Origin of the sequence: Rothia mucilaginosa (assembly GCF_964211445.1) — a bacterium.
In the GTDB taxonomy this organism is placed as follows: domain Bacteria; phylum Actinomycetota; class Actinomycetes; order Actinomycetales; family Micrococcaceae; genus Rothia; species Rothia mucilaginosa_E.
The window spans coordinates 14,921-38,969 of sequence record NZ_CAXOQT010000024.1; the positions used below are offsets into that span (position 1 = coordinate 14,921).

The 24,049-nt window shown below is 59.2% G+C and carries 20 protein-coding genes and 1 tRNA gene; 15 read left to right on the top strand and 6 right to left on the bottom strand.

Going from position 1 to position 24,049, the window contains the following annotated elements; genetic code table 11:
- Positions 1-45: 45 nt before the first annotated feature.
- The 3 genes from AB8E48_RS06810 to AB8E48_RS06820 form a co-directional block, all read right to left on the bottom strand.
- Entirely contained in the window at positions 46-1,305 is a 1,260-nt protein-coding gene (locus AB8E48_RS06810; RefSeq protein ID WP_368886205.1) for a cell wall biosynthesis glycosyltransferase, read from the bottom strand.
- Positions 1,305-2,957 (bottom strand): DNA repair protein, encoded by a 1,653-nt coding sequence (locus AB8E48_RS06815; protein ID WP_368886206.1) that lies wholly within the window; start codon positions 2,955-2,957, stop codon positions 1,305-1,307. Before AB8E48_RS06815 ends, AB8E48_RS06810 begins: the two co-directional genes overlap by 1 nt.
- A gap of 354 nt (positions 2,958-3,311) precedes the next feature.
- Positions 3,312-3,387: transfer RNA gene (locus AB8E48_RS06820), tRNA-Arg, on the bottom strand.
- A 500-nt stretch (positions 3,388-3,887) separates the two neighbouring features.
- On the opposite strand from AB8E48_RS06820, the gene AB8E48_RS06825 reads away from it, so the two are divergent.
- The 3 genes from AB8E48_RS06825 to AB8E48_RS06835 all read left to right on the top strand — a co-directional run bounded on the left by AB8E48_RS06825 (position 3,888) and on the right by AB8E48_RS06835 (position 8,369).
- Positions 3,888-5,738, top strand: a complete 1,851-nt coding sequence (locus tag AB8E48_RS06825; protein WP_368886207.1) for a phosphoenolpyruvate carboxykinase (GTP) — start codon at positions 3,888-3,890, stop codon at positions 5,736-5,738.
- Between the two features lie 374 nt (positions 5,739-6,112).
- The gene (locus AB8E48_RS06830) at positions 6,113-6,583 is read left to right on the top strand and encodes an RrF2 family transcriptional regulator (RefSeq protein ID WP_049327323.1); all 471 of its coding nucleotides are present in this window, start codon (positions 6,113-6,115) and stop codon (positions 6,581-6,583) included.
- A gap of 604 nt (positions 6,584-7,187) precedes the next feature.
- The gene (locus tag AB8E48_RS06835; protein ID WP_368886208.1) at positions 7,188-8,369 is read left to right on the top strand and encodes an FAD-binding oxidoreductase; all 1,182 of its coding nucleotides are present in this window, start codon (positions 7,188-7,190) and stop codon (positions 8,367-8,369) included.
- A 156-nt stretch (positions 8,370-8,525) separates the two neighbouring features.
- Here AB8E48_RS06835 and AB8E48_RS06840 read toward each other — a convergent pair whose 3' ends face one another.
- Positions 8,526-9,932 carry a phosphomannomutase/phosphoglucomutase gene (locus tag AB8E48_RS06840; protein WP_368886209.1) on the bottom strand — a complete coding sequence of 469 codons (1,407 nt, stop codon included), beginning with the start codon at positions 9,930-9,932 and terminating at the stop codon, positions 8,526-8,528.
- Between the two features lie 137 nt (positions 9,933-10,069).
- Between AB8E48_RS06840 and manA the strand changes: the two genes are divergently transcribed.
- From manA to AB8E48_RS06855, 3 genes are all read left to right on the top strand, one after another.
- The gene (gene manA, locus AB8E48_RS06845; RefSeq protein ID WP_368886210.1) at positions 10,070-11,257 is read left to right on the top strand and encodes a mannose-6-phosphate isomerase, class I; all 1,188 of its coding nucleotides are present in this window, start codon (positions 10,070-10,072) and stop codon (positions 11,255-11,257) included.
- 293 nt (positions 11,258-11,550) lie between these two features.
- Positions 11,551-11,820 carry an ACT domain-containing protein gene (locus AB8E48_RS06850; RefSeq protein ID WP_368886211.1) on the top strand — a complete coding sequence of 90 codons (270 nt, stop codon included), beginning with the start codon at positions 11,551-11,553 and terminating at the stop codon, positions 11,818-11,820.
- A 9-nt stretch (positions 11,821-11,829) separates the two neighbouring features.
- Positions 11,830-13,185 carry a PFL family protein gene (locus AB8E48_RS06855; protein ID WP_368886212.1) on the top strand — a complete coding sequence of 452 codons (1,356 nt, stop codon included), beginning with the start codon at positions 11,830-11,832 and terminating at the stop codon, positions 13,183-13,185.
- 110 nt (positions 13,186-13,295) lie between these two features.
- Here the strand turns inward: AB8E48_RS06855 and AB8E48_RS06860 are convergent, their stop codons facing one another.
- Positions 13,296-14,432, bottom strand: coding sequence for a DNA polymerase III subunit delta' (locus AB8E48_RS06860; protein WP_368886213.1), 1,137 nt, complete (start codon positions 14,430-14,432; stop codon positions 13,296-13,298).
- Entirely contained in the window at positions 14,429-15,145 is a 717-nt protein-coding gene (gene tmk, locus AB8E48_RS06865; protein WP_368886214.1) for a dTMP kinase, read from the bottom strand. The genes AB8E48_RS06860 and tmk overlap by 4 nt, the downstream gene beginning before the upstream one ends.
- A gap of 159 nt (positions 15,146-15,304) precedes the next feature.
- Here tmk and AB8E48_RS06870 point away from each other — a divergent pair, with 159 nt between their 5' ends.
- From AB8E48_RS06870 to rlmB, 9 genes are all read left to right on the top strand, one after another.
- On the top strand, positions 15,305-16,507 hold the full coding sequence (locus tag AB8E48_RS06870; RefSeq protein ID WP_368886215.1) for a PLP-dependent aspartate aminotransferase family protein: 1,203 nt from the start codon (positions 15,305-15,307) through the stop codon (positions 16,505-16,507).
- Between the two features lie 48 nt (positions 16,508-16,555).
- Positions 16,556-16,873, top strand: a complete 318-nt coding sequence (locus tag AB8E48_RS06875; protein ID WP_368886216.1) for a DUF2516 family protein — start codon at positions 16,556-16,558, stop codon at positions 16,871-16,873.
- A 220-nt stretch (positions 16,874-17,093) separates the two neighbouring features.
- Positions 17,094-17,831, top strand: a complete 738-nt coding sequence (locus AB8E48_RS06880; RefSeq protein WP_294642459.1) for a phosphoglyceromutase — start codon at positions 17,094-17,096, stop codon at positions 17,829-17,831.
- A gap of 177 nt (positions 17,832-18,008) precedes the next feature.
- Positions 18,009-19,151, top strand: a complete 1,143-nt coding sequence (locus AB8E48_RS06885; protein WP_296548258.1) for a sensor histidine kinase — start codon at positions 18,009-18,011, stop codon at positions 19,149-19,151.
- A 41-nt stretch (positions 19,152-19,192) separates the two neighbouring features.
- Complete coding sequence (locus AB8E48_RS06890; RefSeq protein WP_005507150.1) at positions 19,193-19,876, top strand: response regulator transcription factor; 684 nt, start codon at positions 19,193-19,195, stop codon at positions 19,874-19,876.
- A gap of 15 nt (positions 19,877-19,891) precedes the next feature.
- A complete protein-coding gene (gene ispD / locus AB8E48_RS06895) occupies positions 19,892-20,635 on the top strand; it encodes a 2-C-methyl-D-erythritol 4-phosphate cytidylyltransferase (RefSeq protein ID WP_368886217.1) in 744 nt (247 codons plus the stop codon).
- Positions 20,636-20,724: 89 nt separating this feature from the next.
- Complete coding sequence (gene ispF, locus AB8E48_RS06900) at positions 20,725-21,207, top strand: 2-C-methyl-D-erythritol 2,4-cyclodiphosphate synthase (RefSeq protein ID WP_049354501.1); 483 nt, start codon at positions 20,725-20,727, stop codon at positions 21,205-21,207.
- An 82-nt stretch (positions 21,208-21,289) separates the two neighbouring features.
- The gene (gene cysS / locus AB8E48_RS06905) at positions 21,290-22,708 is read left to right on the top strand and encodes a cysteine--tRNA ligase (protein ID WP_314657044.1); all 1,419 of its coding nucleotides are present in this window, start codon (positions 21,290-21,292) and stop codon (positions 22,706-22,708) included.
- Between the two features lie 94 nt (positions 22,709-22,802).
- Positions 22,803-23,789, top strand: a complete 987-nt coding sequence (gene rlmB / locus AB8E48_RS06910; protein WP_070593018.1) for a 23S rRNA (guanosine(2251)-2'-O)-methyltransferase RlmB — start codon at positions 22,803-22,805, stop codon at positions 23,787-23,789.
- Positions 23,790-24,049 lie beyond the last annotated feature (260 nt).

Genomic DNA, 24,049 nt, shown 5'->3' on the forward strand with positions numbered 1-24,049 from the left:
CGGTGCACGGGCGCGCTTCAACGGTGACTCAACGGTGACGAAGACCTACTCGGATTCCTTCTCCGCTTCATGCTTCTCTGTGTTCTGTTTCTCGGCATTCTGTTTTTCCGCGCTCGGGGCGTTAGCCCGTCCGGGACCGCGCACAATACCGCGCACGCTATCACGGGGGTCAGCGTAGCGCAGATCAATACCGAAGGTATTGCGGATCTGACGTGCCGAGTTCAGGTGCCAACGCTGCGAATCCGAGGGAGTCACCGAGGTGACCGCCTTCTGACCCGGAGCCAGCTTCTCATGGCGAATATCGTAGTGCTTACCGCCCATGGTGATGGTGAAGCCGTGCTCCTGCAGTAGCTGCACGAACGCGTCCACATCGTGCGGGATCTTGCGGCCGCGCTGCCTCTTCGTGCCGCTCATCCTCGGCTGCGATTCGAAGGGGTTACGGCTGGGCGCGGTGCCGCGGCTAATACGAATCACCTGCTGGTCGGAGTGCGAGAACTCCACCTGGTAGCCGTTGAGTGAGTACACGGTGCGGCTACTGCCGGGAATCGGGCGGCGGTCCTCAGCCTCATCGAGAATGCGGGCAATATACTCGCCGGTCAGGCCGAGCGCCTTGAGCTGAGCCTGAGCCTCGGGGGAGAGCTGGTAGCCTCCCGCGAGGGCCTGCAGCGGGCGTAGCGCGAGCACCTCGGCGGTCAGGGGGTTGAGCACCACCTGGTAGCCTTCCTCCTCATGCGTATAGAGGGTGACTTCGCGGCCGTAACGGTTCTCCTGCGCGCTCTCCTGAACCACAGTGCTTGCGGGCGATTCGATGATGTCCAGCAGCAGCTCGTAGGTGAGGCCGTGGCGCATCATGTAGTCCATCACGCCGGGGAGCACACCGTAGATACGGCGGCGCGGCGGCACGTCGCCGTAGAACTCCTTCTCGATGCGCGCGGCAATACGCTGGTTCTCCAACGGTACCTCGGTCAGCGGGATGAGGCGCTGGTTGGAGGGGCGAATCTTGGCGCGTGCGGCGGCGGGCTTGGGTGCCTGACGGTAGGCATCCACCAGCGTCTGCTGCTGCTCCACAAACTCCTGAGCGATGAGCGGCAGGAGGGTGAAGTAGAGCTCGGCCGCTTCGGGCTTGAGCGCGCCGTTCTCATCGAGCAGGGAAGCGCCATCCTTGGAGAGCAGATTCCACGGCTTATCGCCTGCCGTGCTCTCGTCGGAGTCCTGGTTGTCCCGGTAGCTATAGGTTGCGAGGGAGGCAAGCTCCTGCAGGCGAACGTACACCTCAAGAGGAACGGTAATCTGCTTAGCGGACATTATTTCTCCTCCTCGGTGGTGTTTTCCGCCTGGGTGGCTTTATCTTCTGCCTGCTTCGCCAGAGTGTTGCTGAGCTCTTCGAGCTGCACCTTACGCAGGGCTTCCGCGTGCAGGTTATGGAAGTCCGGGGTCTTCGCCAGAGCCAGCACAGTCCGCTCATCCGGCGAGATTGCGATTTCCAGACCCTGCGCCGCGTAGATGCGGGTCCAGCCGTCAGCCATACGCACGCTCTCGGGGCTGCTCAGCGCCTGAAGCATCAGATCGAAAACGAACGGCGGGTTCTTCTTCAGGAAGGTGCGGGCGCGCTCGCTGAACTCGAGCTCCAGGGCGTTGAGCGAAGTGTATTCGCCCTGTGCCAGGGAGGTTTGTGTCGCCTCGTTGTAGTCGGCGTCGTATTCGTCAATGACGGTAATGACTTCGGCGGAGGCGGTGTTCACGTCAACGCGGTAGTCATCGTGCGTGAAGCGGATGGTCCAGTCGTTGATGCGTTCCGCTTCGCCCTCGCGCAGGATGGTGCGCACGAGCTCTTCGCTGATGTTTTCGCGTTCGAGGCGCTCACGCAAGCTCGGGCGCAGGCGGTAGCTGCGTTCGCGATCCTCGGCGGTAATGGCGTGAGGTGCTGCGGCTACCGGTTCTGCCGCGGGCGCGCTCGGGGTGGGAGCTGCGGGCTTCGGCGCACCCGGTTTCGGGGCGGTCGGCTTGGGGCCTGAAGTCGTAGGCACTGCGGGTGCGCTCGGCAACGACTGGGTGAGCACCGGCTGCTCTTCCACAGATACCTGCTCGATAGCCTCTGCCTGCTGGGCAGCTTCCGCGGCGGCGGCTTCGGCTGCCTGCTGACGGGCGCGCAGACCCTCCAGATACTCTTCGATGCGCGGCGGTCGGTAAGTGAGCGTGGACTTGCGGAACATGCCGGGGGATGGTGCACCGGGAGTCGGCACTGCAGGCTTCGCCACGGCGGGCTTGGGGACAGTGGGCTTGGGTGCAGTCGGCATGGGAACAGCGGGCTTGGGTGCCACAGACGTTGCGGCGGCAATCGTTGCCGGGCTGGGCGCCGCTGCAGTCTTTTCTGCGTTCGCTTCCACAGGTACCTCTTCCGGCGCACTGGGAGCCGGGCTCGGCGCCTGCGCAGCACGGGCGGCAAAGAGTGCGGGGGAGGGGGTCGGCTTCGGTGCTGCAGGCTTGGGAGCAGTGGGCTTGGGAGCCGCGGGCTTCGGAGTATCTGCTGCGCTAACTTCAGCATCCTCAGCTACTGCAGGTTCGGCAGAAATAGTTTCAACCTCAGCCTTAGTCGTAGAGTCTGCGGTCGTCGCTTCGGCTACCTGCAGGTCGTTCTGCTCCTCGTCAACAGGCTCATCGTCGCCGCGACGCAGGGCGGCAACGAGTTCCTGACGGGAGGTATAAGGAATGATTTCCTCGGGCGAATCAATATATCGGGGGAAATTCTCGTAAAGAATCTTCGCCGCAGCCTCAAAGAGTTTCTCTGCGGACGCGTTGGCGGCGGATGCGCAGGGGCAAAGGAGCTCCTGGCGCTGCGCGTCATAGAGGGACCAGTGGGCGCATCGTTCGGTGGGCGGGAAATAGTCTAGCGTTCCCAGATCAGCTATATCGATGAGCGCACCTATCAGGGACTGCGGAATGGATAGCTGTGCCATAGTGCTCCTTCGTGTTGTCTGCTCTCCAACCTATGTGTGGAGGGTCCTCTTTCCATCGTAGGCGTTTTTCGACGGGTGTGCCCCGGAGCACGTCATCTTGGAGCGTAAATCTGTGGATTCACAGGTTGAGGTGCACTTTTGGTGCAGTTTTTGGTGCGGAAGCGGAAGCGCCAGTTGGTGAGCTCCCTTGCTACACCTCTGTATAGGTATCTCTGCATGCTGCAGCTTCTACACGCCTGTAGTTTCTGTATGCTACGTTTCTGCACGCCGCGCCGTCTGCCGAGTGGGTGGCGCTTTCTATGCGCAACTTCTGGGAACACAAAAAATCCCCGGTTCCGAAGAACCGGGGATCATTGGTGCGCCCGAAGGGATTCGAACCCCCAACCTTCTGATCCGTAGTCAGATGCTCTATCCGTTGAGCTACAGGCGCATGTTCCTCGCTTCGGATTTCTTCAACCCGTCGCGGCAACAGGTACTACTATACGGATGTCCTTGAGGGCGTGCAAGCCGAAAAACTCGAAATCTGCCTAAATTCCCCTCCGAAGGAGCCGAAAATACCCCGTTTTGCCGCGGAATTCCGGGGGTTTTGTGGTCACAAAATTTTTTCAAAATATTTTTATTACGCACCAAAACCTACCCCGAAGGCACCCAAAAATACCCCTCTGCACCCTTCAGGAACATCCAGAAGTCCCTCAAAAAATCTTTTTGCACCAAAAGAATGTGATGCGCAGAACGTAAGAAATAGCGTCATAGAGGGGTGTTCGGGTCATTAATGCGTTATTCTGTAAGCATCACGAGGAAGTGGCTTCTGTCCAAGCGTGCATATTCACCATTGTTTGCACGCTTGTAGTGTTTAACTGCTTCTTTGTTACCGCAGACCTAACCGGATCAACGTAGTATCCGGGCCACCGAATGAAGGGGAAAACGTCAATGGCTGACACCTCAACTCGTACTCTCTCTGCTGAGCTCGAAAAGGACCTGCAGAGCGCACCCACTACCCACCAGGGCCTTCTGGATTGGGTTCGCGAAGTTGCGGCCCTGACCCAGCCCGCACACATCTACTGGGTCGACGGCACCCAGGAAGAATACGACCGCCTGGCACAGGAACTGGTCGACGCTGGCACCTTTGTTCGCCTCAGCAATCACGAATTCCCGAACTCTTACGCAGCTTTCTCCGATCCCGATGACGTGGCACGTGTCGAGGAGCGCACCTTCATCTGCTCCGAGACCGAAGAAGGCGCAGGCCCGACCAACAACTGGCGCGACCCCGTCGAAATGAAGCAGACCCTCTCCGGTCTGTTCGAGGGCTCCATGCGCGGCCGCACCATGTACGTCATTCCCTTCGTCATGGGCTCCCTGAAGGCTAAGAACCCCAAGATCGCTGTTGAGCTGAGCGACTCCGCATACGTTGTCTGCTCCATGCGCATCATGGCAACCATTGGTAAGGACGTTCTTGCCAAGCTGAACGAGACCAACGGCTTCTTCGTCAAGGCTCTGCACTCTGTTGGTGCACCCCTGGAGCCCGGTCAGGAAGACGTTCCCTGGCCCTGCAACCCCGAGAAGTACATCGTCCAGTTCCCCGAGACCCGCGAAATTTGGTCCTTCGGCTCCGGCTACGGTGGTAACGCACTGCTCGGCAAGAAGTGCTACGCACTGCGTATCGCATCCGTTATCGGTCGCGACGAGGGCTGGATGGCAGAGCACATGCTCATCCTGAAGATGACCAACCCCGAGGGCAAGGTTCGCTACATCTCCGCAGCGTTCCCCTCGGCTTGCGGTAAGACCAACTTCGCAATGATGGAGCCCACCATTGACGGCTGGAAGGCTGAGATGGTCGGCGACGACATCGCATGGATTGAGTTCGATGAGAACCACCAGGCACGCGTGGTCAACCCCGAGGCCGGCCTGTTCGGCGTGGCACCGGGTACCGGTTACTCCACCAACCCGAACGCTATGAAGGCTATCGCCAAGGGCAACACCATCTTCACCAACGTTGCACTGACCGACGACGGCTCCGTCTGGTGGGAGGGCAAGACCGACGAGGCTCCCGCTCACCTGATTGACTGGACCGGCAAGGACTGGACCCCCGAGTCCGGCCGCCCGGCAGCTCACCCGAACTCCCGCTTCTGCACCCCCGCATCCCAGGTCGACATGCTCGCTCCCGAGTACTACGACCCCGAGGGCGTGCCGCTGAGCGCTATCGTTCTGGGTGGTCGCCGCAAGACCACCGTTCCGCTGGTTTCTGAGTCTGAGAGCTGGGAGCAGGGCGTGTTCCGCGCTGTCACCCTATCCTCCGAGACCACCGCGGCCGCTAAGGGCGCCGTCGGCGTGATTCGCCGCGACCCGATGGCTATGCTGCCCTTCATCGGTTACAACGCCGGTGACTACTTCAAGCACTGGATTGACCTGGGCAAGAAGCACGGCGCTGAGAACATGCCGAAGGTCTACTACGTCAACTGGTTCCGCCGCACCCCCGATGGTGGCTTCGCATGGCCCGGCTTCGGCGAGAACTCTCGTGTTGTGAAGTGGATCTTCGACCGCCTGGACGGCAAGGCAGGCGGCGAGGAGACCTTCCTGGGCACCGTTCCCACCAAGGAAGACCTGGACCTGACCGGCCTGGAGATTTCCGAGGACGAGCTGAAGGCTGCTCTGGCTGTCTCGAAGGAAGAGTGGGCTGCTGAGCTGCCCGGCATTGACGAGTGGCTGGCTAAGTTCGGCGACAAGCTGCCTGCTGAGGTTCGCGAGCAGCGCGACGCTCTGGCAAAGGCTCTGGAGGGCTAAGACATTCCAGCTAATACCTAAGGTTTAGCGCTTTGAAGGAGCGGGATCTCCCGGTGAGATTCCGCTCCTTCCTTCCGTTTATGGGGGTCGTTTGAATCCCTGTCAGATGGGAGGTGATGAGTCGTCTCTCGGAGAGCTGTGAGTGTAAGGCTATGCAGTCTACTTGTTCCTGAGAAATACTCTAAAGACATTGGGAGGGCTGCGAGGGGGCGATTGCGGCTGGCCCTGATTTCTTGCACTCTCACTGCACCGATACAATGCCAATGTAAGATTTTGAGCACTCTGAGCCTATGTCTGAGCCCAGGCAGGTTTAGAGCAATAGTTGCCGCCTATGTAGATGTGGCGGTAACACGAGAAGGATAGAAGGAGTATCCATGCGTTTGACAGCATTCTCGGATGTCTCGCTCCGCGTTCTGATGCTCCTGTCTGCCCTGGAGCCCGGTCAGAAGCTTTCCACTCAGAAGATTGCTGAGGGAGTGGACACCCCCTACAATCACGTGGCGAAGGCTGTAGCGTTCCTTGTGAATATGGGGTACCTGGACTCGACTCGCGGTCGTTCCGGTGGCGTTATGCTTTCGGATGCGGGTCGTTCTGCGACCGTCGGCACTATTCTTCGCGCTACTGAGGGTGATATTCCCATGATTGAGTGCGAGGATGAGAACGGCCACTGTCCGCTCGATAAGTTCTGCCGCCTGCGCAATGTGCTGGCTAGGGCACGCGAGGCATTCTATGCTTCTGTGGACTCGGTGGTGATTAGCGAGCTGACTGCCGGTGCGCGCCCTGTTGGCCCGGTGTTTGTTGAGCTGGGCTTTGCGCCTCCGGAGAATGCGCTGCCTGCACGCTAGGCTGGCAGGCTGAAAGAAATACGTGATGCCTGTGGAGCTTTCCGACCGGGAGGCTCCACAGAGTTTTTAAGGCATTCTTGCGGCTGATGCAGGGTTGCTGGGGGTTTACGCGACGACTCTCTGCGGGAGTTTTGGGGGTGTTGCGGTGGCGTTTTTGCTCCCATTTTCGGGAGTGCTGGTGCCTGTGTGAATCCTAAATTCGTGCAGGAAATGCAGAATATTGCAAATTTGCTTTTCAAATGCTGAAAATGTGACCATATTCATTTTTGCACCGCTCTGCATACTTTCCGGGGTAAATATATTTTCATCCTGGTATTTTTATGCATGTTTCTGGGCTAGTCACCCGCCGAATATAGAAGCGCGGCTGGAAATATATAGTGTGACGCGCAACTCTCTCTTATAGTCAAAGTGAACCATAAGTCTCACCTAAATGCCCGTACAGCGCCTGGAGCATGACCTGCACTCAGCGCAAACACCCCGCAAAATGCTACGTTAAGGGTGCTTTATCAACACTCCGTCACCAACATAGCTGTCCGAGTGAACGCCCCTACGCAAGGGGCACCGCCACGATGACCGAGGTGACCACACAGGAAGAAGGCATGACATGCTCTCTGAGAAGTCCCGCCCCATTATTGAGGCAACGCTGCCCATTATCGCTGAGCGTATCAACGACATCACCCCCGACTTCTACCGTCGAATGTTTGCTGCCCGCCCCGATCTGATGGACGGCATGTTCTCCCGCTCCTCCCAGCTCGAAGGCACCCAGCCCCGCGCTCTTGCAGGCTCCATCGCTGTGTTCGCTTCCTACATTGTTGAGCACCCGGATTCCTATCCTGACGAGGTCCTCTCCCGCGTTGCACACAAGCACGCATCCCTGGGCCTGAAGGAAGAAGAGTACCCCACCGTCTACAAGTACCTCTTCGAGGCTATCGCCGCTAACCTGGGCGACCTGGCTACCCCCGAAATCGTTGAGGCATGGACCGAGGTCTACTGGCTCATGGGCAACGCTCTCATCAAGCTGGAGAAGGGCCTGTACGCTTCCCAGGCAAACGACGTCATGTTCGCACCCTTCAAGCTCGTTGAGCGCAAGGAGACCGGCGAGAACGTCGTCGTGCTGACCTTCGAGCCCGCCGACGAGACCCCCATGACCGAGTCCAAGGGCGGCCAGTACATCTCCATCGTCGTTCCCGCACGTGACGGTCTGCGCCAGGCGCGCCAGTACACCCTGCTGCCCAGCGAAAAGAACCAGCGCCGAATCGGTGTGAAGCTCGACCCCAACGGCGAGATGACCTCCATTCTGCACGAACTGAAGATTGGCGACGTTGTCGAGATCTCCAACCCCTACGGCGACCTGACCCTGGAAGGCTTCGGCGACCCCGAGGCACCCCTGTACCTCTTCTCCGCAGGTATCGGCACCACCCCCATGCTCAGCTTCCTCTCCGAGCTGGTTGAGAAGGGTTCCAAGCGCCCCGTAACCGTGGTCCACGCAGACCGCCGCCTGGACACCTGGCCCCTGCGCGAAGAGCTCACCGAGCTCGTCGGCAAGCTGCCCAACGGTCGCCTCGTCTCCTTCATCGAGGGTGAGGGTGGCGACTACACCGGCCGCGTCGACGTCTCTAAGCTGGACGTTCCCTCCAACGCTAACGTTTACCTCTGCGGCCCGCTGCCCTTCATGCAGGGCGTACGCTCCGCACTGGTGGAGGCAGGCGTTCCCGGCAAGAACATCAACTACGAGATCTTCGGCCCGGACCAGTGGATGCTCCACGACCAGGCACGCGAAGCGTAAAAACCCCGTAAGCCGGCTCGTCCGCTAGGTTTCTTAAACCCGGCTAGGTTCTTCCTTTTAGACAGAAGAACCTAGCCGGGTTTTTAGAACTCAAAATAAAAATCCCGCCCCGCAGACGAATCTGCGAGGCGGGATTTTTTAGTAGCTAGCTAGTGCTTAGCCCTGGCGGACCAGAGCCAGAACCTCGTCGCGGACGCGCTCCATAGTCGCAACATCCGGAGCCTCAAGGTTCAGGCGCAGGAACGGCTCAGTGTTCGAAGGACGCAGGTTGACCCACCAACCCTCTTCAGTGTTGGTGAAGGTGGTGCCGTCGGAGTCCTCAACAACCACGGGAGCGTCAGCGTAGTGTGCACGCACGCGATCCACAGCGGCAGCCTTGTCTTCGATCTCGGAGTTAATCTCGCCGGAGGCAACGTACGGGGAGTACTTCGCGCTGATCTCGGAGAGGGGCTCCTCGCCGCCACCCAGAGCAGCCAGCACGTGCATAGCTGCCAGCATGCCGGTGTCTGCGTTGAAGAAGTCCTTGAAGTAGTAGTGAGCGGAGTGCTCGCCACCGAAAACGCCGTTCTCCTTAGCCATAACAGCCTTGATGAAGGAGTGGCCCACGCGGGTCTTCACAGCGCGGCCGCCCAGCTTCTCAACCAGCTCAGGAACAGCCTTCGAGGTAATCAGGTTGTAGATGATGACGGGCTCTTCGTTGCCCTCAGCCTTCGCACGAGCAATCTCGCGCTCAGCAACCAGAGCGGTCACAGCCGAAGGAGTGACGGGCTCACCCTTCTCATCGATGACGAAGCAACGGTCAGCGTCGCCGTCGAATGCCAGACCAATGTCAGCACCGTGCTCAACAACAGCCTTCTGCAGGTCAACCAGGTTAGCAGGCTCCAGCGGGTTAGCCGGGTGGTTCGGGAAGGTACCGTCCAGCTCGAAGTACAGGGGAACGATTTCCAGGGGCAGACCCGGCAGGATGGTGTCGCCCAGAACAGCGGGAGTGGTCATACCACCCATGCCGTTACCAGCGTCAACAACAACCTTCAGGGGACGGATGGAAGACAGGTCAACCAACTTGCGCAGGTACTCTGCGTAAGGCTTGAGGATGTCCTTCTCAGAAACGGTGCCGACCTTCTCCACGGAAGGAATCTCGCCCGCATCCAGGTACTTCTGAGCCAGGTCGCGGATATCGAACAGACCGGACTCGGAAGACAGAGGAACAGCACCAGCCTTAGCCATCTTCATGCCGTTGTACTCTGCGGGGTTGTGGCTAGCGGTGAAGGTAACACCGGCAGCGTTCTCAACGCCACATGCGAAGTACAGAACGTCAGTGGAGATCAGGCCGATCTTCTCAACATTTGCACCGCGAGCGGTTGCACCCTGGGCGAATGCATCCATGAATTCGGGGGAGGAGGGGCGCATGTCGCCACCGACCAGGATGGTCTGGCCCTCCAGGTCCAGAACGTCTACGAAAGCCGCGCCAGTAGCACGAACAGTCTCTGCGGTAATGGTCTCGCCGACGATGCCACGCACGTCGTACGCTTTGAATGAGTCATGTAGATTAATAGTAGTCACGCCTTTTATTTTAGCGGTAAAGAAGTGTAACTAGCCTCTATAATGGGCAGGTAAAACCTTATAAATTCCGCTGAATGTATGGGTTTTTTATCACGTCACTTGCTTCAAACAACTCACGTCGAGAGGTATTTTCCCCCATGGGTGAGATTTTTTCTCTAAAAAACCAGATTCAGAATTACGCGTGGGGCTCCCGCGAAATTCTCGGACGCATGCGTGGCGTGCCTGTCCCCACCGAACAGCCTGAGGCTGAGGTGTGGGTTGGCGCGCATCCGGCTGCGCCCTCCCGTGCCACTGTTGACGGCACCGAATCCCCGCTCAACGAACTGATTGTGGAGAACCCTTCCCGCTTCCTGCGCCCGGACCGTACCTCCGATTGGTTCCCCTTCCTCTTTAAGATCCTTGCGATTGATGCACCTCTGTCCATTCAGGTGCACCCCACCCCTGAGCAGGCTATCGCCGGCTTCGAGGACGAGCAGGCGCGCGGCATCGCGATTGACGCGCCGCACCGCAACTACAAGGACCGTTACTCCAAGCCCGAAACCGTCATCGCCCTGACCCAGATGCGCGTGCTGACCGGTGTGCGCACCTCCGAGCAGCTGGCAGAACTGGCGAAGGCGTTCAAGGCTGACTGGCTGGCAGAGCGCGTGGAGCTTACCCCCAAACAGCTGCTGACCGAGATTATTCGCATGCCCGAAGAGACCGCCACTGCGGCTGTTGAGCAGCTTGTCGAGGCGGCAGCAGAGCTGACCGGCTCCGAGAACGCGCTTATCGCCGATGCAGCTGAGCTCGTGCAGATTGTTGCCGGCAAGTACCCCGGTGACCGCGGTCTGCTCGTGGCCTTCGTGATGAACCTGGTGCACCTTGCCCCCGGCGAGTCCGCCTTTACCCCCGACGGCCAGGTGCACGCCTACGTTTCGGGTACCGCCATTGAGCTAATGAACCCCTCCGATAACGTGATGCGTGCCGGCCTGACCGCCAAGCATATCGACACCGAGGAGCTCATTAAGGTGCTCGGCGAGAAGCAGGATGCACCCGTCATTCAGCGCCCCAACCCCGAGGACGGACCCCTGGGCACCTACGCCATGTGGGATGAGCGCATGAGCGTGACCCGTGTTCGCGTTGAAGAGGGCAAGCCGCTGAACTACACCTTCAAGGGCATTAGCGCGGCTCTGAGCGTCGCGGGTAAGGTGACGATTCAGGCCAAGGATGGCAACGGCACGGACGAGTTCGTGCTCGGCGCCACCGAGTCGGTACTGCACGTGGGCGAGCCATCCGAGGCCGTGCTGAGCGGTAGCGGCGAGCTGTATATCGCATCCTACGTTTAATATCTAAGGTCCGTTAGGGATTTTAGATACACAGATTTATAAGAATCCGCGGTTTTTTCGATATCCATATCGGGGAAGCCGCGGATTTTTTATTCTCGGGTTTTGAGGGTTTGGGGTGCGGCTTTGCAAAATAGTGCGCGTTCCCCTGTTATCTGTGGCCTGGGTAACCTATAATTATTGGCATAAGTATGCATAGGTTCGTTCTTCTATGCATAAAACCCGGGTGATTCCGCCCGCCGCGGCAGCTGGACGCATCCGCCGTCAGTATTCGCCCCATCCTCAAGGAGAACACCGTGAAGATCATCATCACCGTTACAGGCATCGACCACGAGGGCATCATTGCCGCGGTCACCACCGCCCTGGCTGAGCGCAAGGTCAACGTCCTGGACGTCTCCCAGACCATCATGGGCGAATACTTCACCATGATTATGCACTGCTCCTTCGATGAAACCCAGCAGAACCTCATCGACCTGCAGGAAGCCATGGCCGGTGTCGAACACGAACAGAAGGTGCAGATTCGCATCCAGGCAGAATCCATCTTCAAGGCAATGCACACCATCTAGGCGACCACCATGATGAACGACAATATTCTTGAAACTATCCGAATGATCGAGGAGCAGAAGCTCGACATTCGCACCGTCACCATGGGCATCTCCCTGCTCGACTGCGCCGACTCCGACGGCGAAGTAGCCCGCCGCAAGATCTACGACAAGATCACCAGCCGCGCAGCGAACCTCGTCAGCGTCTGCGAAGGCATCGAGGCCGAGCTCGGTATCCCGATTGTCAACAAACGCATCGCGGTCACCCCCATCGCGCTGGTGGCAGGCGCCTCCGGCGATGAGGACTACGTAGAATTCGCCCGCACCCTCGACGCGGCAGCCAAGGCAGTCGGCGTGAACTTCGTCGGTGGCTTCAGCGCCCTCGTCGACAAGGGCATGACCCCCGCCGACGAAAAGCTGATTCGCTCCATCCCGCGAGCGCTCGCAGAAACCGACGTGGTTTGCTCCTCCGTAGACATTGGCTCCTCCCGCGCCGGCATCAACATGAGCGCCGTCAAGCTCATGGGCGAGACCATCCGCGCCACCGCAGACCTGACCGCGGACGCGCACGGTTTCGGCTGCGCCAAGCTCGTCGTCTTCGCAAACGCCGTCAGCGACAACCCCTTCATGGCGGGCGCATTCCACGGCGTGCAGGAGGCAGACACCACCATCTCCGTGGGCGTCTCCGGCCCCGGCGTGGTGCACCGCGCCCTGCAGAAGGTGCGCGGCGAATCCTTCGACACCTGCGCAGAAGAAATCAAGAAGGCAGCCTTCAAGATTACCCGCGTTGGCCAGCTGGTCGGCACCCTCGCCGCCGAGCGCCTGGGCGTACCCTTCAACATTATCGACCTCTCCCTGGCACCCACCGCAGAGATTGGCGACTCGGTCGCGCACATCCTCGAGGAAATGGGTCTGGAAACCGTCGGTACCCATGGCACTGTCGCGGCACTCGCACTGCTCAACGATGCGGTGAAGAAGGGCGGCCTCATGGCGTGCTCGAACGTCGGTGGCCTCTCCGGCTCCTTCATCCCAATTTCTGAGGACATCGGCATGATTGAATCCGCAGCTGCCGGACACATCAGCCTCGACAAGCTCGAAGCGATGACCGCCATCTGCTCCGTCGGCCTGGACATGGTCGCCGTTCCGGGCGACACCCCCGCCTCCACCCTCGCCGCCATGATTGCCGATGAGGCAGCCATCGGCGTGATGAACCACAAGACCACCGCGGTCCGCGTTATCCCGGCGGTTGGCCTGGGCGTAGGCGACATGGTCGAATTTGGTGGCCTGCTCGGTCGAGCACCCGTCATGCCGACCCACACCCCGAGCGCGGAGGCGTTCATCGCCCGCTGCGGTCGTATTCCGTCGCCGGTTCACGGTTTCCGTAACTAAGCTCTAGGGGCGCTGCGAACCAATAGAAAAAGGGGAGGCACCGAAGATTATCTCTTCGGTGCCTCCCCTTGTACTGTATTGAAAAGCCAAAGACGCTTGTCCGAGCGTTTCTAGTACACGAAGCGGCTCATCAACGCCTCAAGCGCCAGACGCGCATTTGCGTTCGTCCGTAGGCGACGCAGAGTCAGCTCAACCGCCTGCATATCTTCCAGCAGCTGCTGGGCGGAACGGTGGGTGCAGAACGCCTCCAGAGGCTCGCGCAAATGCTCATTGACCAGCGGAGCCTGCGCAGAGAGAGCCACCGTCAACGCATCACGCAGAACCGTCTGAACCTGAGCCACCGAACGCAACAGCGTATCCGAAGAAACGCGCTTAGCGCGGCGCTTCTGCTGCTCCTCCAGACGGCGAACCTGCGCGCGCAGGGACGGAGAAACGCGCTCACCCTCGCGGATACCCAGCAGCGCCAGTAGTTCCTGGCGTTCCTGCTCATCCTTGAGAGCGGAGACAGCCTGTGCGTCCTGATCGGCAAGGTCGGTGAGCTTTTCTGCGGCGTTGAAAGCCGAAGAAATAGAACGAGCATTCAGAATCAGGGAGGTAATCAACTCCCGACGAGCCATCGCCTGCTCATCGGTCGCCAAACGGTACCCCTCCTGCGCATCGCCCAGAGCCAGGCGCGCCGCACGCTGCGCCAGCGGGTCAGCCACGCCGTGCGCCAGCAGATACTCGTGCACCTGCGCATCGGTCGGAACCGGCAACTGCACCGGACGGCAACGCGAACGAATCGTCACCAGAACATCGGTGGGGGAGGGCGCCGTCAACAGCCAAATCGTATGCGGCGGCGGTTCCTCAATCGCCTTCAACAACACATTGGAGGTACGCTCCGGCATGCGCTCGGTGTCCTCGACCAGAATCACGCGCCAGCGACCCACGGTCGGGCGGTCCTGAGCCTTCATGACCAGCTCGCGTGCCTCATCAATACTGATGTGCGTCGCCTCGGTACTAAAGTGCGTGAAATCTGCGTGCGAACCGTTCATGACGGTCACGCAGCCCTTGCACTGGCCGCATCCGCGGTTCTGCGGGTCGGGCTGCTCGCACAGTAGCGCGGCAGCGAAAATTTTTGCAGCCTCACGGTGAGGCGCACCGGTCGCGCCCGTGAAAAGCCATGCGTGTGTGGGGCGGGCGGCGGCATCCGTGCGTAGCTGCTGGAGCTTATCGGCAGGAATCAACAGGGTATCCCAGAGGCTCATGAGTCCTCCTTACCGGTGCGGACCAGCTTGCGGGCGGCAAGCAGAGGCTCAATCACCTCGAGTACGCGCGCGTGTACCTCATCAATCGTGCCCACACCATCAATGATGCGGTGCGAACCGTTAGCGTCCTCGCGGGCGATCTGCTCGAACGCACCGTGAATACGTGCCTTGAACGCCGCGCCTTCAGCCTCAATACGGTCGACGGTGCCACGCTGGTCCATGCGCTCCTGCTCGGCGCTCAGCGGCACACTCAGCAAAAGGGTCGCATCGGGCACCAGGTCGGCGGTAGCCCAGCGGCTCAAATCGACGATGGTTTCAACACCCAGGTCACGGCCTACGCCCTGGTACGCGGCAGAAGAATCAATATAGCGGTCGCTCAGCACGATGGCGCCCTCTGCGAGCGAGGGACGAATCAACTGGGAGGCGTGCGCTGCGCGGGACGCCGCAAAAATCAGCGCCTCGGTGCGGTCGTCAATGGTGCCCTGACCTGCTTCCAGGACGAGGGCTCGCAGCTTCTCGCCAATCTCGGTGCCGCCGGGTTCGCGGGTGGTGATGACACGGTATCCGCGGGCGCTGAGCGCTTCATTCAGCAGGGCGAGCTGGGTGGTTTTGCCGGCGCCGTCGCCTCCTTCGACCACGATAAAAAGCCCGCGGCGACCGGTCGGGTCGGCGGGAAGATTCTGTGCATCGGGGGTGTAGCTGAGAGTATCCATCACCTTTAAGGGTACCGGGTCTCTTAGCGGCACCGGTGCGGTTTTGGTGATACCTCCGCGTGGGGTTGAGCGCGCATAAAGGTAAAAAACATGTAAATCCTGTGTGCCGTCACCTGTGCGGGCGTGCGTTCTGGGCGCGGGTGTGCCAGGCTTAAAGACATGAGTGCAGATAACCACGACATGAATTACTCCGCAGAGACCTTCGTCGTCTCTGGCGGCCGCCCGGCACACGAGCATGACGCGCCGGTGAACCCTCCGATCGTTCTTTCTTCCACCTACCGCGGTGTGGACGCCGTCAATATTGAGCAGGACCGCGTGTACGCCCGCTTTTCGAACCCCACCTGGGAGGGTATGGAAGAGGTTGTGGCGAAGCTGGAGAACGCATCCCAGCCGGGTCTGCTGTTCCCCTCCGGCATGGCTGCTGTCGCCGCTGTGATTGACCTGGTGCCGGTTGGTTCCATTGTGCTGATTCCGAAGCACGCGTACATGGCGTCGGTGACCCTGTGCAAGGATTTGGAGCGCCGCGGCATCATTGAGCTCGTTCGCGTGGATATTGAAGACACCGAGAGCGTTATCGCCGCTATGGAGGATGCCGCATCCCGCGCCGACGTGACTCCCGAGAACGTGAACTACTCGGCACCGAAGGTCCTGGCGTGGCTGGAGAGCCCGACTAACCCGATGCTTGAGGTCGCTGACCTGCCCGCACTGCTGACTGCCGCCCGCCGCCTGGGTATTGTGACCGCGGTGGACAACACCTTCGCGACCCCGATTCTGCAGCGTCCCCTGGATTTGGGTGCTGACGTCGTGGTTCACTCCGCAACGAAGTTCCTTGCAGGCCACTCTGATGTTCTGCTGGGTATGACCCTCACCTCGAATGAGGAGCTGTACAAGGCGATGCTGCACCACCGCATCACCAATGGCGCAATCCCCGGTCCCGTGGAGGCGTGGCTCGGTCTGCGCGGTCTGCGCACCCTGGCGCTGCGCGTGGAGCGTGCGGTGCAGAACGCGCAGGTACTGGCTGAGCGCCTGAGCGAGCACCCCTTCGTGACCGAGGTGCGTTACCCGGGTCTGGAGAGCGACCGCGGTCATGAGGTCGCGAAGAAGCAGATGGACGGTTTCGGTGCGATTCTCTGCGTCACCCTGGATACCGACGCGGCTGGTGCCCGTAACGTTGTGGAGGCGCTGAAAGTGTGGACCCCGGCAACTTCCCTGGGCGGTGTGGAGTCCCTGGTGGAGCGTCGCCGTCGCCACGGTAACGAGCCGGATTCGATTCCTGAGTCCCTGCTGCGCCTGTCGGTGGGTATTGAGAACGTTGATGACCTTTACAATGACTTGGTTGAGGCCTTTAAGGCTGTCCGCTAGGCACTTTGCTAGGGTTGTCTAGAGAAGCTGCTGATTCTAAGGAATACTATGTCTCCTATTCTGTTGGTCTGGTATGTGACCACTTTTGTTGATACGCTGCTGGCTATTGCGGCTGCCGTGGTTGGTGTGCTGGCGTTTGTGCGTGCGTGGATGTCTCCGGCTAATGCTTATGAATTTGCTGGTAAGCGCCCGAAGAACACCTGGCTGGCTTTGACCGGTGGCGCTGCCGTGGTGTCGCTGTTTAGCGTTTTTGCTGCGGTGACTGGTGGCGGTAATAGTGTGCAGATTCTTCAGTTGGTTGCTGCTGTGATTAGCTGCGTGTTCTTGACTGGTGTGTGGCCTTCGGTGGGCCGCCGCCGTTTCTAGCGTTAGCTTGTGCGCTCGCTTTGAACGATACGTTGTGAGGCCTCGCGTGCCGTCTGTCGGGTTTGTTCCGGTTGGGCGGTGTGCGGGGCTTTGCCGCGTCTTGGCGCGGTTTTTACCGTTCCTCTTCTGGTAGAAAAGACCCTTATAAATTTTTGGGAGAATGCATATTTTCTAGGCTCTAAGGCATGACAAACCGGCGGGTAAATGAAAAAATAGAGGTATGACTTACAAACTAGTACTCCTGCGCCACGGCCAGTCCGAGTGGAACGAGAAGAACCTGTTCACCGGCTGGGTGGACGTTAACCTGACCGATAAGGGCCGCGCTGAGGCTAAGCGCGGCGGCGAGCTGCTGGCAGAGCGCAACATCCTCCCCGATGTTGTTCACACCTCCCTGCAGCGTCGCGCAATCAACACCGCTAACCTTGCACTGGATGCCGCAGACCGTCTGTGGATTCCCGTCAAGCGCACCTGGCGCCTGAACGAGCGTCACTACGGTGCTCTGCAGGGTAAGAACAAGTCCGAGATCCGCGAGGAATACGGCGACGAGAAGTTCATGACTTGGCGTCGTTCCTACGACGTTCCGCCACCCCCGCTGGATGACAACGACCCCTACTCGCAGGCACACGACCCCCGCTACGCGAATGTTGAGAACGCTCCCCGCACCGAGTGCCTGAAGGACGTTCTGGGTCGTATGCTTCCCTACTGGGAGTCGGACATCAAGCCCGACCTCGCAGCAGGCAAGACCGTTCTGGTTGCTGCACACGGTAACTCCCTGCGTTCGCTGGTCAAGCACCTCGAGGGCATTTCCGATGAGGATATTGCTGGCCTGAACATCCCCACCGGTATTCCGCTGTACTACGAGCTGGATGAGAACTTCAAGCCCGTCAAGGCTGGCGAGTACCTGGACCCCGAGGCTGCTAAGGACGCTATTGCTGCCGTAGCAAACCAGGGTAAGTAATACCTTCGGCAGGGTTTTTCCCTGTTATTGTGATGAGCCGTCCACCGGTAAGGTGGGCGGCTCATTGCGTTCTCTGCAAGGTTTCTGCACGGAGAGTTGGTCTGAAGTCGGTCTGAGAAGAGGCGCGCTCGCCTGAACGCCGGGTATCAGCCACATTTATACTTATGGGGTACCCGAATGGAAGGGAAGTACATGGATGCCGGTCTGATCGCCTTTATTGCGGGCATGATAGGTCTGCTGGTGGGCGTCCTGAGCATGAACGCGGTGGCGCGTAGTGAGCGGGAGCAGGAGCGTAGCTTGGTGTCGGCGCCGGCGCTGCGTGATGGTGCCGCTCAGGTGCTTGCTGTGATTGGTCGTGCCTATCTGGTGATTGATGAGGTGGGCGGCGTGGTTCAGGCTTCTCCTGGTGCGTATGCGATGGGTCTGGTGCGTGGTCATACGGTGGCCTCTGATGAGTTGGCGGATATGATTCGCACGGTGCGTCATCGCGGTATTTTTGCGGAGCGTACTTTTGAGATTGACCGCGGTGAGGGTGAGGCGCTGGTCTTGGACGTGCGTGTTGCTTCGCTGGGGGATGAGTACATTTTGGTGCTCGCTGATGACCGCACTGAGATTTCTCGTGTTCAGCGTATGCGTAATGATTTTGTGGCGAATGTGTCGCATGAGTTGAAGACTCCGGTGGGTGCGGTGAGTCTGTTGGCTGAGGCTATTGAGCAGGCGAGTGATGACCCGGAAGCGATCGAGTATTTTGTGGGTCGTCTGCATAAGGAGACTCGCCGCCTCTCTGCGCTGGTGCGTGACATTATTGAGCTTTCGCGTCTGCAGTCGACCGATGTGATTGCGCGTGGTGGTCCGGTGTCGGTTCCTTCTTTGGTGGCTGATGCGGTGGATCGTTCACATATTGTGGCGGAGGAGAAGGACATCCAGATTTCTACCCGCATCGAGGAGGTCCCCGAGGTGTATGGTGACGCCGAGCTGCTCGGTATCGCTGTGCAGAACGTGGTGGAGAATGCGGTGCGGTATTCGCCGGAGCATACGAAGGTGGATATTTGGGTGCATCGCGTGGCTGATCAGCTGCTGGTTGAGGTTTCTGATCAGGGCGTGGGCATTCCTGAGGATGAGCAGAAGCGTATTTTTGAGCGTTTTTACCGGGTTGATCCGGCTCGTTCGCGTCAGACGGGCGGTACCGGTTTGGGCTTGAGCATTGTGAAGCATGTGATGACTCAGCACGGTGGTAGCGTGACGGTTCGTTCGATGCCGCAGGAGGGTTCGACGTTTACGTTGGCGTTGCCGCTGAATGAGGCTCCGGTCGCAGTGTAGTGTTAGCGGTATAGGTTTTATGGAATCGAAGGAAGTTATTGATGTCTAAAATTCTGATTGTTGAGGACGAAGAGGCCCTCTCGGATCCTCTGGCGTTTTTGCTGGGTCGTGAGGGTTTCCAGACGATTGTTGTGGATAACGGTCTGGATGCTCTGCCGGTGTTTGACCGCGAGGGTGCGGACCTGGTGCTGCTGGATGTGATGCTTCCGGGCATGTCCGGTATGGAGGTGTGCCGTAAGCTGCGTGAGGTGTCTTCGGTCCCGATTATCATGCTGACCGCTAAGGATTCTGAGCTGGATAAGGTTCTGGGTCTGGAGCTGGGCGCTGATGACTATGTGACGAAGCCGTATTCTGCGCGTGAGTTGATCGCTCGTATCCGTGCGGTGTTGCGTCGTCGTTCGGCGGAGACTGATTCTGCTACTGAGTCGGTGCTGCAGGGCGGCCCGGTGCGTATGGATATTGACCGCCATGTGGTGACGGTTAATGGTGAAGAGATTTCTATGCCGTTGAAGGAGTTTGAGCTCCTTGAGATTCTGTTGCGCAATGTGGGTCGTGTGATGACTCGCGGCCAGCTGATTGAGCGCGTGTGGGGTGCCGACTATGTTGGCGATACGAAGACCCTGGACGTGCATATTAAGCGTCTGCGTTCGAAGATTGAGCCGGATTCTTCTGCTCCGCAGTATGTGGTGACGGTTCGCGGCTTGGGCTATAAGTTCGAGGCGTAGGCGGGCTAGAGACTGATGACTTCTGCTTCTGCGGCGAATACTGCTGTGATTGTTTTGGCGGCTGGTTCGGGTACTCGCCTGGGTGAGCCGATCCCGAAGGCTGCTGTGCGTGTGCATGGTCGTACTCTGCTGGATTATGCGTTGGAGGGTGCGCTCGCTTCGGGCGTTGCTGAGCATGTGGTGGTGACTGTTCCTGCTGATTGTTCGGTGAGCTGCCCGGAGCTTTTGGAGGATGCCCGCCGTGCCGGCGCGTTAATTACTGCCGGCGGTGATACTCGTACTGCTTCGGTGGTTGCGGCGTTGGATGCGTTGAAGGATGCGCAGGTTCCGGTGGATTATGTGCTGATTCATGATTGCGCTCGTGCGTTTACGCCGCCGCAGGTGTATCACCGTGTACTTGAGGGGCTGGGTTCTGAGAGCCCGCAGGGTGTTGTGCGTGCGGTGATTCCTGTGTTGCCGGTGGTGGATACGGTGAAGACCGTTGATTCTGCCGGTCTGGTGACGGGTACTCCTTCGCGTGCGCAGATGCGTGCGGTGCAGACTCCTCAGGGTTTTGAGGTGGCTACTCTGTTGGCGGCGCATGAGCGTAGCCGCTCCCTGCCGCCCGAGGAAGCTGAGCTGCTGACTGATGATGCGATGGCTATGGAGGCGGCGGGCGAGCCGGTGTTGACGGTTGCCGGTGATGCGGATGCGTTTAAGGTGACGACTCCGATGGATTTGCGGGTTGCTCGCGCGCTGTTTGGTGATTCTGCTTCCTAGGCTTGCCGCCTAACGCCTCCTATACCTGCCTCTGTAGTGGGGCGGGCACTGCCGCTGAGAAGATTTTTGTTCGATTGAAGGGTCCTGTAATGACTGTTATTCCTCGTGTTGGTACCGGTGTTGATGTCCATGCTTTCGGTGAGGAGGGCACTCCTCTGTATATTGCTGGCCTGCATTGGCCGGGTGAGCGTGGTTTGAGCGGCCATTCTGATGGTGATGTGGTGGCTCATGCTGCTGCTGATGCGCTGTTCGCCGCCTCGGGTACGGGGGATTTGGGCTCGAACTTTGGTGTGGACCGCCCGGACATGAAGGGCGCTTCGGGCGTTCGTATTCTTTCTGAGGCGGCGGCGATTGTGCGTGCGGCTGGTTTTGAGATTGGTAATGTGAGCGTTCAGCTGGTGGGTAACCGCCCGAAGTTCTCTCCGCGCCGTGAGGAGGCGAACCGCGTGCTGAGCGAGGCGGCGGGTGCCCCGGTGACGGTGATTGCGACGACTACTGATGGTTTGGGTTTGACGGGCCGCGGTGAGGGTGTGGCTGCTATTGCGACGGCGCTGGTGTATCCGCGTTCGTAGGTGTTTGGTTGCTTTGAACCATTCTGTAACCTATCGCTGATTTACCGACCCGGCGTCTGAACCGACCCCGTAGAATGAGAGTGTGACTATGCGTTTTTATGATTCTGCTTCCGCGACTATTCGCGAGTTTGAGCCCGTCGTGCCCGGTGAGGCGCGTATCTACTATTGCGGTGCTACGGTGCAGGGTGAACCGCACCTGGGCCATATCCGTTCGGCGCTGGTGTTCGACCAGCTGAGCCGCTGGATGCGTTACCGCGGCCTGAAGGTGACGACGGTCCGCAATGTCACTGATATTGATGACAAGATTTTGGCGAAGTCTGCTGATTCTATGGAGCCCGGTTTTGAGGGTGAGTTCCCGAATGAGCAGTGGTGGGCGCTCGCGTACCGTTTTGAGAAGGTTTTTGCTCAGGCGTATGCGGCGTTGGGTATTGACCCACCGACGTATGAGCCGCGCGCGACCGGTCATATTCCGGAGATGTTTGCTCTGATTCAGCGTCTGATTGACCGCGGCCACGCGTACCCGGCGCTGGATGATTCTGGTGACGTGTATTTTGATGTGCGTTCGTGGGATAAGTACGGCGCGCTGACGAATCAGAGCGTTGAGGATATGCAGGATTCTGCGGATGCTGATCCGCGCGGTAAGCGTGACCCTCGCGATTTTGCCCTGTGGAAGGGCTATAAGGAGGGAGAGCCGCTGACTGCTTCGTGGGAGTCTCCGTGGGGTCGCGGCCGTCCGGGTTGGCATCTGGAGTGCTCGGCGATGGCCGGTAAGTACCTGGGTTCGCGCTTCGATATTCATGGTGGCGGCCTGGATCTGCGTTTCCCGCACCATGAGAATGAGCTGGCGCAGTCGACTGCTGCCGGTGATGATTTCGCGAACTTCTGGATGCACAACGGCATGGTCACCTATGAGGGTGAGAAGATGTCGAAGTCTATCGGTAATACGATTTCGCCGGCGCAGATGCTTGAGATGGCTCGTCCGCTGGTGGTTCGCTACTACTTGGGCAGCGCGCATTATCGTTCGGTGCTTGATTACCGTCCGTCCTCTCTGCAGGAGGCGGCAACCGCTATTGAGCGTGTTGAGGCGTTCCTTGCCGCTACTCAGGATCTGCTGAAGCCGGGTCGTGAGGTTCCGGAGGCTTTTGCTGAGGCGATGGATGATGACGTGAACATTCCGCGTGCCCTGGCGGTTCTGCATGAGCAGACTCGTGCGGGTAATGCTGCGCTTGCTGCTGGTGAGGATGCTTCGGATGCGGCTAATGCTGTAATGGCTATGGCTGAGGTTCTGGGTCTGGCTCAGCTGATGAGCTTTAATGCTGAGGGCACGTCGGGTGCTGAGCATGAGGCTTTGGACGCGCTGATTCAGGCTGTGTTGGCGGAGCGTGCGGATGCTCGTGCTCAGAAGGATTGGGCGAAGGCTGATGCGATGCGCGACTTGTTGGCGTCTGCTGGTGTGCAGGTGAAGGATGGCGCGAACGGTTCGACTTGGAGTGTTGGCTAGAGGGTGATGTGCCCCGCGTTTGTGCGCAAGGCTTAGGTTGCGCGGGTTCTCTCGCGTAGACTCGTATTCAAAACTTTGACGAAGGAAGAGAAGAATGGCTAAGGCAGGTTCGCGCCCGGGCGCTACCAGCAAGAAGAAGGGTGCTACTAAGGGCACCGGTGGTCACGGCCGTAAGGCGCTTGAGGGTAAGGGCCCTACTCCGAAGGCTGAGGACCGCGTTTATCACAAGGCGTATAAGATGAAGCGCGCGGCTGAGCGCCGTGCTGCTACCGGTACGAACCGTAAGTTCCAGACTCGTTTGGGCGGTAAGCGTGCTAGCGATGAGCTGGTGACTGGTCGTAATGCGGTGCTGGAGGCTCTTCGTACTGAGATTCCCTCGAAGCACCTGTACATTATGAGCCGCATTGAGGTGGATGACCGCGTCCGCGAGATTATGACTATTGCGAATAAGCGCAATATTCCGATGCTGGAGATTCCGCGTAGCGAGCTGGATCGTTTGACTGATGGTGCGGTGCACCAGGGTGTGGCGATGCAGATTCCTCCGTACAAGTACCCGGATGCTACCGACCTGGTGCTGGATACTATGGAGCGTTGGCACTCGGGTAAGCTGTCGACCCCGCCGCTGTTTGTTGCGCTGGACGGTATTACTGATCCGCGTAACCTGGGTGCGATTATTCGTAGCGTGTCCGCGTTCAGCGGTGATGGCGTGATTATTCCCGAGCGTCGTTCGGCTGCTGTGACTGCTGGTGCGTGGAAGACCAGTGCCGGTGCGGCTGCTCGTATTCCTGTTGCGATGGCGACTAACCTGACTCGCGTGATTCAGCAGGCTAAGGAGCAGGGCATCTTTGTGATTGGTCTGGATGGCGGTGGCGATATTGAGCTGCCGGCTCTGGAGCTTGCGAACGAGCCGCTGTGCGTGGTGGTTGGGTCTGAGGGTAAGGGCCTGTCCCGCCTGGTGACTGAGAACTGCGATCAGATTGTGTCGATTCCGATTGACTCGGCGATGGAGTCTTTGAACGCGGCGATGGCTGTGGGCATTACTCTGTACGATGTTTCTCGTCGTCGCGCTACCGCAAACTAGAGTTTTGAAGCTAGTGGGCTACGGCATGTAGCTCTGTAGCTTGAACAAGGAGGGCGCCCCCGTGAGGGGGTGCCCTCCTTTTCTATCTCTTCTGCACTCCCTCTAGCCGGTTCTTCTATACGGGGTGGGGGAGTTTTAGGGGATTTTAGGGCTCTTTTGAAGGTTTTTAAACTTTTTTCAAAGAACTTTTGGGAGGCTTACCCTGCGTTGACTAGGGGTTTTAGTACTCTGTTCAGGTCAGAATGAACCTAAACCCCCAT